This window comes from Psychromarinibacter sp. S121, assembly GCF_049801035.1.
Classification (GTDB): Bacteria; Pseudomonadota; Alphaproteobacteria; order Rhodobacterales; family Rhodobacteraceae; genus Psychromarinibacter.
In genome coordinates this window covers 31,783-47,569 of record NZ_JBNAGE010000006.1, presented here as the reverse complement: position 1 = coordinate 47,569, position 15,787 = coordinate 31,783, and the positions used below count along the sequence as shown (strand labels likewise).

Below are 15,787 nucleotides of genomic sequence, written 5' to 3'. Positions count from 1 at the left end.
CAGCAGGGCAAGCGGGCCGGCAAAGCGCCGGCCCGGGTGCGGTGTGGCTTAGGTCACCAGATCAGAGCCGGTGTACATGAAGTCGCCGCTGGTGAGGTCCAGACCGTAGACGCCATTCAGCAGGCCGACGAGTTCGGTCGAGCCGCCGTCCGACAGGTAGATCGCGGTGCCGGCGGTCAGACCTGCCTGATCCTCGACCAGTACATAGTCGCTGGCCGCGCCCCAAAGCTCGACATGGTCCTCGCCAGACACGAAGTCCCAGACGAAGCCATAGTCGTCGTCGCCATCGGTGCCATAATAGGCATCGCCGGAGTCGCCGAAGACGAAGGTGTCGCCGCCGTCCCTGCCCACGAACACATCGATTTCGCCCGAGCCGGGGTTGGCGTCGCCGGTATCGACCGCGATCAGCGTGTCCGCGCTATCGGTTCCCTTGACGATGTCGCGGCCGGTGATCTCGGTCACCGTGATGTCGCCGAAGGACACGTCGTTGTAGTGGGCATTCAGATAGACGCTGCCGGTCGCAGGCTCGTAGTCCATGCCGAAGGTCTGGATGCCCTGCAGGGTCCAGCCCGCGGGCTCGGACGTGCCCTCTTCCCACACGCGGATGCTGTACAGGCGGTCGTACAGGTTCACCTGCTCGACCTGCATGACGATGTTGTAGGTCAGGTCCTCGTCCATCGAGATGCTCTGCGACCCGAGCGTGCTGAAGAAGTTCTCGGACGGATGCAGGGTCAGCGACGCGACGCCGTTGCCGTCGGTGTCAGAGAACACGAAGGCCGCGCCCGGTTCCCAACCCGAATGCGGCTGGAAGCCCCCGATCGGATCGTCGGTGTGCCCGTTCCAGAGCATCCCGATCCCGAAGGCGCCGCCGTCGCGGCCGCGCGGGTCCTGGTTCAGCAGGTCGTGCGGCGTGACGGTCATAGCCAGTTGGTAGTTGTCCCAGCTTTCGTCGCCGAAGGTCAGCAGACGGTCATAGCCAAGATCCACCGGACGCGCCCCGAGGCTGCCGATTTCCCACGTGCCGTCCACGACCTGCACCACGTCTTCCAAAGACCCGGCGGATTGCCAGTCGATGCTGTAGTTCGGGCTCCAGACGTTGCCGGACTCGTAGTCGATGGTCACGTTGCGGGTGATGACGTCGCCCGAAGTCATGACCGCCGTGATCGCCACGACGTCGTCCGTGGCGGACCCGTCCAGTTCGGAATAGGCGATCTCGACGTTGAAATCGCCCTCGTCGTGCAGGCGGCGGGTATCTTCGCCAATCGCCAGCCCGCGCGCGGTGCCGCCGTTCAGCGTATAGCTCAGCGACGCGACATCGCCGTAGACGGTGCCGAGGATGTTGACCCAGACCTGCGTTTCGCCGACGGCGCCGAAGGTCTGTTCCGACCCGTACCACACGTCGATGGCGCTGGAGGTCAGGATCTCGACCGTCGCGGTGTCGGTCAGGTCGCCGTCGCTGACGGTGTAGACGAACGTATCGGTGCCCTGGAAGCCGGCGTCCGGCGTATAGGTCCAGGTGCCGTCACCATTGTCCACCAGATCGCCATTCGACGGGGTGCCGATCGACTCGACGAACAGATCGTCGCCGTTCAGGTCGTCGTCATTCGCCAGCAGGTTCGCCGCCGACAGGATAAGCGGGGTGTCCTGCTCGGTATAGAACGTGTCGTCCGACGCCTCGGGCGCGGTGTTCACCGGCTCGTAATCGGCATCCTCGTCCACCAGCGGCGCGCTGTCGAACTCGACATAGTCGACATGCGCCGTGAAGCCCTGCGCGTCGCCGACATTGCCCGCGAAGACACCGGCCGAGGTCACTTCCAGCCCGTGCGAGAACGTGCCGCCCGTGGTCCAGTTGCTGCCATCGGCGGAATACTCGAAGGTCCACTGGTCGCCCACACGCGCCAGCCGCAGGAACGGCGCGCTGTTGCCCGGCACCGTCACCTGGAACTCGGACGACGAAACGCCGTTCACCGTCGAGGCGCCGAAGGCATAAAGCCTGCTGCCATCGTGATAAACGTCGAACCGCAGCCAGTTCTGCGCGTCCTGCTCCACGATGAAGCCCTGCATCTGGTACTGCTGGGACGGCATCGACAGGAACCGCGCCTCGACGGCAAAGTCCTCGTCCGGGATCGACTGCATGACGCGGGCCGAATTGTTGGTGCCCCAGACGTCATGGTTGCCGTCGGGCGTGATCAGCGACAGGAACGCATCGGTCGCGTTGGTCGCAAGCGCCGAAGAGGTGCCGGTCGGTCCCTCGCTCCGCCAGGCCGGGTCCAGCGTCGCGCTCGAGAAATCGTCGGACACCACGTCCGGCGGCAGCGCGACCGAGATCGAAACCGTCGCCGTATCCGAGAACTCGCCATCGGTGACGGTGTAGGTAAAGCTGTCGTCCCCCTCGAACCCGCCATCGGGCGTGTAGGTCCACGTGCCATTGCCGTTGTCGACCAGCGTGCCGTTCGTCGGCGTGCCGACAGTGTCGATGGTCAGCGTATCGTCATCCGGGTCGCTGTCGTTACCCAGCAGGTCATTCTCGGACAGCACCAGCACGGTGTCGGGATCGGTCTGGAAGTCGTCATCCGCCGCCACCGGCGCACGGTTGCCGTTCAGCGCGCCGTCCTCGTTGATGATCGGGTCCGCGCTGTTCTCGAAATAGTCGAGCTGCGCAGTGTAGCCCGGCGGCTCGTTGCCCTGATACGGCGCGGTGCCGGCGAAGGCGCCCACCTCGGTGACCGTCATGCTGCGCGTCAGGGCATAGGCCTGCTGCCAGTTAGTCCCGTCAGAGCTTGTCTCGAAGATGAAGTCGTCCCCGGTCCGCGTGATGCGGAAGGCGGCGACCTCTCCGTCGGCGATGTTGCCGTCGAACAGCGGATAGGTGGTCGAGCCGTCCACGATCTGGCCGACGATCAGGGTCAGGCCAAGGTGGGTATAGGCAAGGTCGAAGCGGATCCAGTTGCCTTCGTCCTGCACCACCAGAAGCCCGTGCTCCTGGTACAGTTCCTCTGGCTCGTTCAGGAAGCCCGCGCTGATCTGGAAGTCGCCGTCGGCCACATCCTGCATCAGCCGCGGCGTGGTCATCACGTCGGACGCCGAGACCGCGATACCCTGCGGCGAGTCAAGCAGCACGACCGCATCGGTGTCGATGGTCGCAAGCGTGGCCGAGCCGGTGATGCCCTTGAATTCCCAGCCATTATCCAGCGACGTGCCCGAGAAGTCATCCGAGAAGGCATCGAAGCCCGACGGCGGCCGCACCGAGACGGTGACCGTCGCGGTGTCCGTGTCTGTGCCGTCGCTGACGACATAGGTGAACGTGTCCGTCCCCTCGAACCCGCTGTCCGGCGTGTAGGTCCACGTGCCGTCCAGGTTGTCGATCAGCACACCGTTGGACGGGGTGCCGACGGACTCGATGGTCAGCGTGTCGCCGTCCGGGTCGGTGTCGTTCGACAGAAGATCCTCCGCGGTGAACACAAGCGCGGTATCGGGCTCGGTCGCCAGCGCGTCGTCGGTGGCCTCCGGGGCGCTCGGCGGTACGAAGTCGCCATCCTCGTTCAGGATCGGGTCCGAAGCGAACTCGACATAGTCGACTTGCGCCGTGAACCCGTTCGCATCCTCGGTATTGCCCGCGAACACGCCGAAGGACGTGGCTTCCAGCACATGCGTGACGCTGCCCGCGACGGTCCAGGCAGAGCCGTCCTGCGAATATTCCAGCGTCCAGAGATCGTCTGCCCGCGTCAGGCGTAGATACGGCGCGGTGCCGCCCGGAACCGTGACCTGGAACGCCGTCGACGACACGCCGTCTACCGTGACCGCCCCGAAGGCGATCAACTGCGAGCCGTTCCAGTGCGTGTCGAAGCGCAGCCAGTTGTCCGCGTCCTGCTCTACCAGCAAACCCTGCATCTGGTACCGCTCGGACGGGGTGCTCAGGAACCGGGTCTCGACCGAGAAGTCCTCGTCCTCGATCTCCTGCATCGCGCGGGCGGCGTTGTTCTCGTTCCAGATGTCGAAGTTGCCGTCCGGTGTCACCAGCGACAGGAAGGCGTCCGTCGCGTTGGTCTGAAGCGCGGACGATGTGCCGGCCGGGCCCTCGAAGGTCCACGCCGGATCAAGCTCGGCGCCCGAGAAGTCCGAAGAACTCGGACCCGGAGCCGGGATGACCGTGACCTCGACCGTTGCGGTGGAGGTCGTGCTGCCGTCGCTGACGGAATAGGTGAAGGTGTCGGTGCCCTCGAAGCCGGTAATCGGGGTATAGGTGATGGTCCCCGTGCCGTTGTCGTAGACGGCAGTGCCGTTGCTGGGTTGCGTTGCGACGCCTGTGACCGACAGCAGATCGCCATCGGGGTCGGTGTCGTTCAGCAGAAGATCGGCCACATCGATGACCAGCGGCGTATCTTCGTCGGTCGTGACGGCGTCGTCCAACGGAGTCGGCGCGGCATTCGTGCCGCTGGAAACCCCTGCGAGCGTTGCGATATCCGTCGAAGACAATGCGGTGTCATAGATCTGCCGGTCGGCGATCACGCCCTCGAAGGGCGCGTCGAACCCGGTCTGGCCGCTGGCGCTGCCCCAGCCGCGCCCGCCCCACTGGATCACCTCGACGTTCTGGGTCCAGTCCATCACCAGCGGGCTGCTGCCCACCATGACGCCATCGACCCACAGCGCCGAACCGCCGGCCCCAAAGGTCACCGCGATCTCGTATTCCTCGCCCGCGACGATGCCGGCGTGGTTGATGTAGACCTCGGACGACCCGTCCTGGAACCGCGCGCGCAGCGTGGTGCCGTCAAGGAACAGCGCGAAGTGGTTGCCGCCGCCGACGTAGCCCGAGGCGTCCTTGGTGAACAGGCCCTGCGCGCCGTTGGTGTCCGCCGCGATGAACGAGAAGGCGATGGTGCCCTCGGGCAGTTCGTAGATGGCGCTGTGCGGGATCTCCAGAACGCCGCCCGCAGTGCCGTTGAACTCGGTGGCGCCCGCGGCGGAATAGACCGGGTCCGGCACGCCGCTGACGGTGACCGTGACCGTCGCCGTGTCGGTGCCGCCGGTGCCGTCCTCGACCGCGTAGGTGAAGGTGTCGGTGCCGAAGAACCCCGCGTCGGGCGTGTAGGTGATGGTGCCGTTCGCGTTGACCACCGCCGCGCCGTTGCTGGGCGCCGCGCCGATGCCGGTCACCGTCACCGGATCGCCGTCGGCGTCGTCGTCGTTGGCCAGCACGTCGATCACCACCGGCACGTCGCGGCTGGTCGCCGCCGTGTCGTCCGCCGCGACCGGGTCGTCGGCCTCGGGGTCGACGGTGATCGTCACCGTCGCGGTGTCGGTGCCGCCGAGGCCGTCGCTGACCTGGTAGACGAAGCTGTCGGTGCCGTTGAAGTCGGCGTCCGGGGTGTAGGTGAACGAGCCGTCGCCGTTCAGCACCAGCGTCCCGTCGGTCACGTCGGTGACGACGCTCGCCGACAGCGGATCGCCGTTGCCGTCGGTGTCGTTCGCCAGCACGCCCGCCGCCGCCACGGTCAGCACGCCGTCTTCGGCGATGGAATAGTCGTCGGCCACCGCCTCGGGCGCGACATTGGCCTCGGTCAGCACGCTGACCTCCACCGTCGCGGTCGCCGTCAGGTCGCCGTCGCTGATCGTGTAGGTAAAGCTGTCGTCGCCCGCGGTCCCGGTCGAGGTGTAGGTGACGGTGCCGTCACCGTTGTTCACCACCGTGCCAAGCGCGCCATCGGTGACGATGGTCACGGTCAGCGCGTCGGGGCCGTCGAGGTCGCTGTCGTTGCCCAGCACGTCGATCACGACGGCTTCGCCCATGACGACCACGTTCTCGAGGTCGTCCTCGGCGACCGGCGCGTCGTTGACCGGCGCCACGGTGACGTCGACCACCGAGGTCACGACGCCGCCGACGCCGTCCTCGACGGTCACGGTAAAGCTGTCGGCGCCGTTGAAGTCGGCGTCCGGGGTGTAGGTGATCGTGCCCGTGCCATTGTCGTAGACGGCGGTGCCGTTGGTGGGTTGGGTTGCGACGCCGGTGATCGACAGCGGGTCGCCGTCCGGGTCGGTGTCGTTCAGCAGCAGGTCGGCCACGTCGATGACCAGCGGCGTGTCCTCGTCGGTGGTCACGGCGTCGCCCGTCGGGGTCGGCGCGCTGTTGGTGGCGCTGGACGATCCCGCCAGCGTCGCGATGTCGGTGGATGACAGTGCCGCATCATAGATCTGCCGATCGGCGATCACGCCCTCGAAGGGCGCGTCGAACCCGGTCTGGCCGCTGGCGCTGCCCCAGCCGCGCCCGCCCCACTGGATCACCTCGACGTTCTGGGTCCAGTCCATCACCAGCGGGCTGCTGCCCACCATGACGCCATCGACCCACAGCGCCGAACCGCCAGCCCCAAAGGTCACCGCGATCTCATATTCTTCGCCCGCGACGATGCCCGGGTAATCAATGAAGACTTCTGTCGCGCCGTCCTGAAAGCGGGCCCGAAGGGTGTTGCCTTCGAGGTAAAGCGCGAAGTGGTTGCCGCCGCCCGCGTAGCCAGAAGCGTCCTTTGTGAACAGGCCCTGCGCGCCGTTCGTGTCGTCCGCAATGAAGGAGAAGGCGATCGTGCCTTCCGAGATCTCATAGGCCGCGGTGTGCCCAAGCTCCTGAACGCCGGAGGCGGCGCCATTGAACTCTGCCACGCCGGGCGCGGAATATACCAATTCAGTCATCTGCTACCCCAAGATCTCAAGCTATCCGAAACAAGGACAATTGCCGTTCAGCGCGCCCGGTGCGCGGGAAAATGATTGCATCCGCAGCCTGCGCCGCCGGAATGCAGGTCAAACGCCGAATGACACCGCACATCACGCGCAGCGCCGCACTCGACGATCGCCGAATAGATTTGTACAAAACGAACCCACACCCACAATAAAGCCGATCAAAAACCGGCCGCCCCAGGAAGTACTTCACTTCTCGCCGAGCATTTTCCTCAAGAAATTCGGGGCAATCAAGACCAGTTCAAAGCAACGTGATTGACCAGCGAAGGGCTACTTTTCTACCTACGCTTGAATTATCGGACCTGAAGTCGGAATGGACGCACCGACGCTAAATCACAGGGCCCGAAAAACCGCCGCATTCCAGCAAGGTGGACTCGGAAAACCCTTAACATGTGATTTTCCACAGGGTCACCTCAGGATAAATTTCCCCTTAAAGTAGTATCTGACACCCTAAATCAGCGGTCATTCTTCCGACTAGCGAGGCAACAATATGCCGATACCAGCAGGATTGGTCGGAGACCGAAACCAATAGGCGCTTAATTATTGGGCGAGCCCTTCCAAACCACGTCAATGCGCCATTTTCGCGCCGGGCGGCGCGGGCAGCGGGCAGCGGGCAGCCGGAGAATCTCTCCGCGCCCCAAACGCTGCCACCTTGGGTCATCCCTTAGATATTCTCGGGCGTGACGATCTCGAACGGTACCGTGCGCTGCAGCGTCGGCCCGGTCGTCCCGCGCTGACTGACGTCGATCATCGTCTGAATCAGCGTCTGCGAGGTCTCTTCCAGCGGGTGACAGAGGGCGGCGGTCACAAGCCCCTCGGTCAGCCCCTTCCGGGTCTCGGGGCCGATGTCGCGGCAGATCACCCGGATTTGCCGCCGACGCTCTTCCGGCACCTCGCGCAGCGCCCGCAACACGCCCGATATGCCGCCGCCGACGATCAGGATGCCTTTCACGTCGTCATGCTTCGCGATCAGTTCGCGCACCATTGTGTAGGCCTGCGCGCTGTCCTCATGGGTCGGTTCGCTTTCGCCGACGATCAGCCCCGGCGCGTGCTCGCGGATGTACGAGCGGAAGGCGGCGTCGGCGACGTCCTGACACTGGTAGCGGTGGTTGCCAATGAAGACCGCGATGCGCCCGTCGTCGCGCGCCATCTGCGAGATGAAGAAGGCGGCGGTACGTCCCAGTTTCCAGTTGTCGGTTCCGACGAAGGCCGCCCGCTCGGGCGCGGACTGGTCGGTGATATAGGTCACGACGCTGGTGCCCTCGTCGTGCAACTCGCGGATCGCCTGCCCGATCAGCGGGTGGTCCGCGGCGATCAGGGCCACCGCGTCGCATTCCTTGCCAAGCGCCCGCAGGCGGCCGGCGATGTTCGCGGGCTCCAGCCGGTCGACGAAATCGACAAGGCAGTCGACCCGCTCGTCACGGCGCGTCGCGGCGGCCTCGCGGATCTTGTCGCCGAAGTAGCGGTACAGTTCGCGGGTCGATTGCTGCAGCAGGAACCCGAAGCGGTAGTGCGGCAAAGCCCCCTCGCGGCGGGCCGTCAGAACGCCTGCGCCGTAGAAGCCGATTCTATGCGCGGTCTCCTGAACCTGCTCGATCGTGGCGGCGCGCACGTTGTCCGCCCCCGCAAGGATACGGTTCACGGTCGAGATGCTGACCCCCGATTCACGCGCCAAGTCCGCGATTGTGATCCTTTTTTTACCCATGACACTCCGCGCCATCTCATTTTGACATGATACGTAATGATACTTTTGTATCAAAAGATAGCAAGAACAGTTTCATCGTTGGCGGACACTCGCTATCCCTCAGCTCACCCGGCGCCCGGAGGAGGGTCGGACCGGGCACCGAAACGGGAGGATATCCTTATGAACATGAACTCGCGCCTCGCGCGTGGCCTGCTGGCATCCGCCGCAATCGCACTCACCGCGTCCACCGCCTTCGCAGCGGACATCTTCGTTATCGGCGGCAAGCCGGACGATCCGTTCTGGTCGCGCGTCAAGAAAGGCGCCGAAGACGCTGGCGCCGTCGCCGAAGCCCAGGGTGGCTCGGTCACCTGGCTTGGGCCGCAGAACTACGACAACCTCGGCCCCGACGCCGCGGAACTGATCCGTCAGGCAATCGACCAGGGCGCTGACGCCATCGTGGGCCCGAACTGGGTGCCGGAAGCCATGGACCCCGCCTTCGAGGCCGTGGTCGATGCGGGCATCCCGCTGGTGATCTACAACGCCGGCGGCCTTGAGGCCGCGGACCGCCTGGGCGCGATGAACTATGTCGGCGCCGTCGACTACAAGTCGGGCTATGCCGGTGGCGAGTACCTTGGCAACGCCGGTCACAAGAACGGCGCCTGCGTGAACACGCTGCCGGGCGCGGCGAACATCGAAGCCTTCTGCGCCGGTTTCAACGACGGGCTGGAAGCCGCCGGCGGCTCTGGTTCCGTACTGCAGCTGCCCGCCACCGCTTTCGGCGATGCGACCGCCGTGGCACAGGCCGTGCGCGCGCACCTGCTGCAGAACCCCGAGATCGACGCGATGTTCGCCATCGGCGACGGCGACACCAACGCCACCGTCAGCGGCATCCAGCAGGCTGGCAAGGGCGGTTCGGTCCACGTCTGCGGCATGAACTTCAACGACTCGATCCTCGCCAACATCCAGGCCGGTACGCAGGCCTGCGCCATTGACCAGCAAGGGTATCAGCAGGGCTTCTTCGCCGTGTCGATCCTGAACAACTTCGTCAACTACGGCGTGACCATCCCGACCCGCGAGATCCTGACGGGTCCGGGCGTGATCGACGCGTCCAACGTCGAGCAGGTCATCGCGGGCGTCGAGGCCGGCGCGCGCTGATCCTCCCCCACCCCGGGCCTCTGGCGCCGGGGTGACCACGGACGGCGGCCACCCGAACACCGCGGGCGGCCCCGCTTCGGGACGCCCGGCTCGTATGCGGGCCGGGCGACCGACGAAATTCGCAACAGGAAACGCACAGATGTCGATGCAATCAGAAGCTGGCGGACCCGGCCTATCGCTGGGAAGCCTCGTCCGGCGCCCCGAGACCGGATCCCTGATCGGGTTTGCCGTCGTCTACGTCTTCTTCGCCGTGCTGGGCGGCGCCGTCTTCATGGGCGCGCCCGGCTGGTCGAGCTGGCTGAACATCGCGGCCGAGGTGGGCATCATCGCCCTGCCCGTCGGCCTGCTGATGATCGCCGGCGAATTCGACATCTCGGTCGGCGCGGTGGTGCCCGCCGCGTCGATGACCGCAGCGCTTCTGTCCGGGCACTATGACCTGCCCGCCTATGTCGGCATCCTCGGCGGTCTTGGCGTCGGACTGGTCGTGGGCTTCTTCAACGGCCTGCTGGTCACGCGCACCTCGATCCCGTCGCTGATCGTCACCATCGGCGTGATGTTCGCGGTGATGGGCCTGACGCTGGGCTTCGCGGTGATGCTGACCGGCTCGACCAGCGTCGGCTACGTGCCGGACCCGCTGACCAAGACGCTGCTGGGCACCTTCGTGAACGGCATGTTCAACGTCGCGATCTTCTGGTGGCTGGGCTTCGTCGCGGTGTTCTTCTTCTTCCTGCACGTCTCGCCCAAGGGGAACTGGGTGTTCGCCCTTGGCGGCGACGCCGACAGCGCCCGCAACGCCGGCATCCCGACGCGCAAGCTGACCATCGGCCTGTTCATGGCCTCGGGCTTCTGCGCCGCCTTCGTGGGCGTGGCGCAGCTGATGACCTACCAAAGCGCGCAGGTCGCGGGCGGGCAGTCGTTCATCTTCAACTCGATCATGTGCGTCGTCATCGGAGGCGTGCTTCTGACCGGAGGCGCAGGCTCGATCATCGGCGTGGTGCTGGGGACGATGACCTTCGCGGTCGTGAACCAGGGCATCTTCTTCGCCGCGCTCGATCCCAACATCGGCTCGATCATCATCGGCGCGCTCCTGCTGGCGGCGGTTCTGTCGAACGACAGCTTCCGGACGCTCGCCATGACCTACGCAACCAAGAAGAAGTGAGGACGGACCCATGGAAATGATCTCTGGCCTTCTTCGCAGTCCCGCAGCGGCCTCCATCGTCAGCCTGATCGGCGTGCTGGTCTTCTATGTCCTCATCGGCGGCGTCGACCTCGGCCAGCTGCTGGGCGCGGCAAGCTGGGTCAACTACGCCGCCCGGATCGGCATCGTCGCGGTCGCTGTCGGCCTGCTGATGATCTCGGGCGAGATCGACATCTCGATCGGCGCGATGATCCCGGCAGGCGCGATGACCACCGCCATCATCTCGGGCTACTACGAAATGCCCATCATCTTCGGCATCCTCGGCGCCATCGGCATCGGCGTGCTGGTCGGACTGTTCAACGGCTTCCTCGCCGTGCGGACCACCGTGCCGTCGCTGATCATCACGCTGGGCACGCTGGTCGCGATGCAGGGCATCGTGCTGGCCGGGTCGAAGCTGCTGACCGGCGCCGCCTCGGTGCCGCTTACCGCCCCGGCTTGGTCCAAGACGATCTTCGGCGACCTGATCTTCGGCGGCAGCCACCAGACCGTCATCATCTGGTGGGTCGTGATCGCCGCGGTGTTCTGGTTCATCATGCATCAGACCAAGTACGGCAACTGGATCTTCGCCATCGGCGGCGACAAGGTCAGCGCCCGCAACGCCGGTATCCCGGTCGACCGCATCACCATCCTGCTGTTCGTCGGCACCGCCACCGCCGCCTCGTTCGTCGGCATGTGCCACGCCATCCTGTTCAACTCGGCGCAGGTGTCGGGCGGCATGAACGACATCTTCAACATCATCGTAAGCGTCGTGGTCGGAGGCGTGCTGCTGACCGGCGGCTTCGGATCGATCACCGGCGTGTTCATCGGGACGATCACCTTCGCGATCGTGAACAAGGGCATCGATTTCACCGACATCGACCGCAACTGGTCGAACCTCATCATCGGCGTGATGCTCCTTGTCGCCGTCGGGATGAACGAGACCTTCCGCAAACGGGCGATGAGCGCCGTCAAGAAGAAGAAAGGCTGACCCAATGTCTGACGCAAAAGTGGTTCTGGAACTGAAGAACGTCGACAAAAGCTTCGGGCCGATCGACGTGCTGCACGAAATCTCGCTGAAGGTGCGCGAGGGCGAAGTCCTCTGCCTGCTGGGCGACAACGGTGCGGGCAAATCGACGCTGATCAAGACGCTGGCGGGCGTTCACGCCCCCACCCGCGGCGAGATCCTGGTCGATGGCCAGCCGGTCAGCTTCGCCGGCCCGCGCGACGCGCAGGATCGTGGCATCGCCACGGTGCACCAGTTCGGCGGCACCTACCCGCTGCTGTCGGTCGGGCGGAACTTCTTCATGGGCGTCGAACCCACCAAGGGCATCGGCCCGCTGCGGGTGTTCGACCGCAAGACGGCGAACCGGATCGCGGTGGAAGAGGTCCAGAAGATGGGCATCACCCGGATCGACGACGGCGACCGGCTGGTCGGCGGCCTGTCCGGCGGCGAGCGCCAGTCGCTTGCCATCGCCCGCGCCGTCTATTTCGGCGCCCGCGTGCTGATCCTTGACGAACCCACCGCCGCACTTGGCGTCAAACAGGCCGCGCACGTCCTGCGGATCGTGAACGAGGCCAAGAAGCGCGGTCTGGCGGTGATCTTCATCACCCACCAGGTGATGCACGCGATGACCGTGGGCGACCACTTCGCGGTGCTGATCCGCGGCGCCATCGCCGCCGATTTCCGCAAGGGCGAGAAGACCCGCGAAGAGATCACCGACCTGATGGCCGGCGGCGAGACCATGGCGGACCTCGAGGCATCCATCGAGGGCTACATGGAAACCCACGACGGCCACCCGCCGCACGTGACTCCCGCTCAGTAGACATCCTCCCCCGCGCGCCGCGCCGGCGGCGCGCGCACCCAACGCAACATCCCGGAGGCTCGGACATGAAGATCGCCCTCGACCCGTTTATGCATCGCCACCTGTCGCTCGAAGAGCTTCCGTCGAAGGTCAAGGACCTTGGCTACGACTGGATCGAGCTTAGCCCGCGCGGCGACTTCCTTGAGTGGTTCAAGGCGCCCCGCGTGTTCCCCGACCGGGTCAAAAGCTTCAAGAAAGCGCTGAAGGACGCCGATGTCGGCATCGCCACGCTGCTGCCGATGTACCGCTGGGCCTCGAACGACGAGGACGAGCGTCAGGCCGCCGTGCGCCACTGGAAACGCGCCATCGAGATCGCGGTCGAGATGGAAGTGGACACGATGAACTCGGAATTCGGGCGCGGTCCGCATCCCGACAAGGGCACCTGCTATTGCTGCCACACCGGCAGCATGATCGAGGCCTGCGAGGACGCGTGGTGGCGGTCGATGGAGGAACTGGTGCCGATCTTCGAGCGCGAAGGCATCAACCTGCATATCGAGCCGCACCCCGAGGATTGGGTCGAGACGCTGCAACCCTCGGTCGACCTGATCCGCACCGTGAACAGCCCGCGGGTCAAGTTCCTGTATTGCTGTCCGCACACCTTCTACTTCGGCGACGACGTGGTCGCGATGCTGCGCGAATGCGCCGACGTGCTGGCGCATGTCCACATCGCAGACACGTTCAACCACAAGGCCAGCTCGGGTCTGCGGTACATCATCAACCCGCCCGGCTCGACCGCGCGCGTACACCAGCACCTGAACATCGGTCAGGGAGAGGTGCCGTGGGACGACTTCTACAAGACCCTCGCGGAGGTCGGCTTCGACGGCATCATGACCGCCTGCGTCTTCGCATGGGAAGAGAAGGCCGACGAAAGCGGCACCTTCATGCGCGCAGAGATGCAGCGCTACGTCGACAAGTATTTCAAGTGAGGTCCGGGCAATGGCACTGAACGTAGGCGTCATCGGCACGGGTATGATCGGACAGGATCACATCCGTCGCCTTACCCGGGTGCTGGCCGGGGCCACCGTCACCGCGGTGACCGACATCGACCGCGACCGCGCGGGCTCTGCCGCGCCGGAAGGGGCCGAGGTGTTCGACACGCCGCAGAACCTGATCCGCTCGGACAATGTCGATGCGGTGGTGATCTGCTCGTGGGGCCCGGCGCACGAGGAACAGCTTCTGGACTGTATCGCGGCAGGCAAGCCGGTGTTCTGCGAGAAGCCGCTGGTGACCTCGGAAGCCGCCGCGCTGCGGGTGATCGAGGCCGAGGTCGCCTATGGCCGGCGGCTGGTGCAGGTGGGCTTCATGCGCCGCTTCGATGCCGACTACCGGCGGCTGAAGGCGGTGATCGACCGGGGCATGCTGGGTGCGCCGCTGATGTACAAGTCGGTCCACCGCAACGCCAGCGTGCCCGAGGGGCTTTATACCTCGGACATGCCGCTGAACGACACGCTGGTTCATGACGCGGATATCTCGCGCTGGCTGCTGTCGGACGAGATCCGGGGCGTCGAGGTGCGGCTTCCGCGCCGCTCGACCCGTGGCGGCGAACTGCGCGACCCGACCATCGTGCTGCTGCACATGACCAGCGGCGTGATCGTCGACGTCGAGATTTCCGTGAACATCGCCTACGGCTACGACATCCGGGGCGAGGTCTCTTGCGAAATGGGCATCGCCGCCCTGCCCAACCGGCCCGCGACCGTGATCACCGACGCGCACGGCATCCGGCAGGCGATCCCCGAGGACTGGCGCGAGCGGTTCATCGAAGCCTACGACCAGGAGTTCCGCGAATGGATCGTCGCCGCCGGAAACGGCACCGCGACCGGTCCTTCCACCTGGGACGGCTATGCCGCCACGCTGACCGGCGACGCCGCGCTGCGGGCGGTGGCCTCGGGCGGCTTCGAAGCGATCTCGATGATCGACAAACCCGACCTTTACGGCGCGGCGGCGGCCAGCGCCGCGGCCTGACTTGAAACCCTGAACCACGGGATACCGGCATGATCAACGGCGAGCGTACAATTCAACGCCCCCTGCGCTGGGGCATGGTCGGCGGCGGCCGCACCGGACAGGTCGGCTACAAGCACCGCACCGGTGCGCTGCGCGACGGCACCTATCAGCTTGTCGCGGGGGCCTTCGACCTCGACGCCGAGCGCGGCCGCGATTTCGGCACCGCGCTGGGGGTCGAGGGCGACCGCTGTTACGCCACCTACCAGGACCTGATCGCGGGCGAGACCGCGCGCGAGGACGGGGTGGACGTGGTGTCGGTGGCGACGCCGAACTTCACCCATTTCGAGATCACCAAGGCGCTGTTGAACGCGGGCATTCACGTGATCTGTGAAAAGCCGCTCTTTTTCACCGTCGCCGAGTGCGAAGAGGTCAAGGCGCTGGCCAAGGAGAAGGGCCTGATCGTCGGCGTGACCTACGGCTACACCGGCCATCCGCTGGTGCGCCAGATGGCGGCGATGGTGGCCAAGGGGATGCTGGGCGAGATCCGCATCGTCGATCTGGCCTACACTCACGGATTCAACGCGGGCGACGACACCAACGCGGGCGAAGCGGTGAAGTGGCGCACCAACCCCGAGACCGCCGGTCCGACCTTCGTGCTGGGCGATATCGGAACGCATCTTTACTATCTGTCCGAGATCGTTCTGGGCGACGTCCGGGTCGAGAAACTGCTGTGCGACCGCACCGCCTTCATCCCGTCGCGCGCCCCGCTTGAGGATCACGCGACCGTCCTGATGCACTATTCCAACGGCGCGCGCGGGCGGCTTTGGGTGTCGTCGGTGGACGCGGGCAACATGGGCTCGCAGCGTTATCGCTTCGTGGGGTCCAAGGCGTCGCTTGTCTGGTCCGACAGCCACCCGGACCAACTGCTGTACCAGGTACAGGGCGAACCCGAGCGGATCCTGCACCACGGGATGCCCTATCTCGAAGACGAGAGCCTTGCCTGCGACCGGATGGGCGCGCTGCACACCGAGGGTCTCGGGGACAGCTGGTCGAACATCTACCTCTGGATCGCTCAGGCCATCGACGCCCGGATGCGCGGCGACGACGCCTTCCTGGCGAACCATCACTATCCGGGCATCGACGCCGGCCTTGAAGGCGTCCGCTGGCTGGAGAACTGCGTGCGGTCCGCCGATCAGGGCGCCGCATGGGTCGACTTTGAATAACCGTCTCTGTTGAAGGAGC

9 protein-coding genes are annotated in these 15,787 nt (G+C 65.5%); 7 read left to right on the top strand and 2 right to left on the bottom strand.

The features are described 5' to 3' along the window. Positions 1–48: 48 nt before the first annotated feature. On the bottom strand, positions 49–6,681 hold the full coding sequence (locus ACP156_RS22130; protein ID WP_425053528.1) for a cadherin-like domain-containing protein: 6,633 nt from the start codon (positions 6,679–6,681) through the stop codon (positions 49–51). A gap of 709 nt (positions 6,682–7,390) precedes the next feature. Next, positions 7,391–8,431, bottom strand: a complete 1,041-nt coding sequence (locus tag ACP156_RS22125) for a LacI family DNA-binding transcriptional regulator (RefSeq protein ID WP_425053527.1) — start codon at positions 8,429–8,431, stop codon at positions 7,391–7,393. Between the two features lie 159 nt (positions 8,432–8,590). Here ACP156_RS22125 and ACP156_RS22120 point away from each other — a divergent pair, with 159 nt between their 5' ends. The 7 genes from ACP156_RS22120 to ACP156_RS22090 all read left to right on the top strand — a co-directional run bounded on the left by ACP156_RS22120 (position 8,591) and on the right by ACP156_RS22090 (position 15,768). After that, positions 8,591–9,565: a substrate-binding domain-containing protein gene (locus tag ACP156_RS22120; RefSeq protein WP_425053281.1), complete on the top strand. Its 975-nt coding sequence runs from the start codon at positions 8,591–8,593 to the stop codon at positions 9,563–9,565. A 139-nt stretch (positions 9,566–9,704) separates the two neighbouring features. After that, positions 9,705–10,724, top strand: a complete 1,020-nt coding sequence (locus tag ACP156_RS22115) for an ABC transporter permease (RefSeq protein ID WP_425053282.1) — start codon at positions 9,705–9,707, stop codon at positions 10,722–10,724. Between the two features lie 10 nt (positions 10,725–10,734). Beyond that, a complete protein-coding gene (locus ACP156_RS22110) occupies positions 10,735–11,730 on the top strand; it encodes an ABC transporter permease (RefSeq protein ID WP_425053283.1) in 996 nt (331 codons plus the stop codon). 4 nt (positions 11,731–11,734) lie between these two features. After that, the gene (locus tag ACP156_RS22105; protein WP_425053284.1) at positions 11,735–12,565 is read left to right on the top strand and encodes an ATP-binding cassette domain-containing protein; all 831 of its coding nucleotides are present in this window, start codon (positions 11,735–11,737) and stop codon (positions 12,563–12,565) included. Positions 12,566–12,630: 65 nt separating this feature from the next. Continuing rightward, a complete protein-coding gene (locus ACP156_RS22100; protein WP_425053285.1) occupies positions 12,631–13,530 on the top strand; it encodes a sugar phosphate isomerase/epimerase family protein in 900 nt (299 codons plus the stop codon). 10 nt (positions 13,531–13,540) lie between these two features. Then, entirely contained in the window at positions 13,541–14,566 is a 1,026-nt protein-coding gene (locus tag ACP156_RS22095) for a Gfo/Idh/MocA family oxidoreductase (protein ID WP_425053286.1), read from the top strand. A 29-nt stretch (positions 14,567–14,595) separates the two neighbouring features. After that, positions 14,596–15,768: a Gfo/Idh/MocA family protein gene (locus ACP156_RS22090; RefSeq protein ID WP_425053287.1), complete on the top strand. Its 1,173-nt coding sequence runs from the start codon at positions 14,596–14,598 to the stop codon at positions 15,766–15,768. The last annotated feature ends 19 nt before the right edge of the window (positions 15,769–15,787 follow it).

Excerpts from the sequence above, each read along its gene's own strand:
- ACP156_RS22130 (WP_425053528.1), bottom strand. The coding sequence starts at position 6,681 with ATGACTGAATTGGTATATTCCGCGCCCGGCGTGGCAGAGTTCAATGGC.
- ACP156_RS22125 (WP_425053527.1), bottom strand. The coding sequence starts at position 8,431 with ATGGGTAAAAAAAGGATCACAATCGCGGACTTGGCGCGTGAATCGGGG.
- ACP156_RS22120 (WP_425053281.1), top strand. The coding sequence starts at position 8,591 with ATGAACATGAACTCGCGCCTCGCGCGTGGCCTGCTGGCATCCGCCGCA.
- ACP156_RS22115 (WP_425053282.1), top strand. The coding sequence starts at position 9,705 with ATGTCGATGCAATCAGAAGCTGGCGGACCCGGCCTATCGCTGGGAAGC.
- ACP156_RS22110 (WP_425053283.1), top strand. The coding sequence starts at position 10,735 with ATGGAAATGATCTCTGGCCTTCTTCGCAGTCCCGCAGCGGCCTCCATC.
- ACP156_RS22105 (WP_425053284.1), top strand. The coding sequence starts at position 11,735 with ATGTCTGACGCAAAAGTGGTTCTGGAACTGAAGAACGTCGACAAAAGC.
- ACP156_RS22100 (WP_425053285.1), top strand. The coding sequence starts at position 12,631 with ATGAAGATCGCCCTCGACCCGTTTATGCATCGCCACCTGTCGCTCGAA.
- ACP156_RS22095 (WP_425053286.1), top strand. The coding sequence starts at position 13,541 with ATGGCACTGAACGTAGGCGTCATCGGCACGGGTATGATCGGACAGGAT.
- ACP156_RS22090 (WP_425053287.1), top strand. The coding sequence starts at position 14,596 with ATGATCAACGGCGAGCGTACAATTCAACGCCCCCTGCGCTGGGGCATG.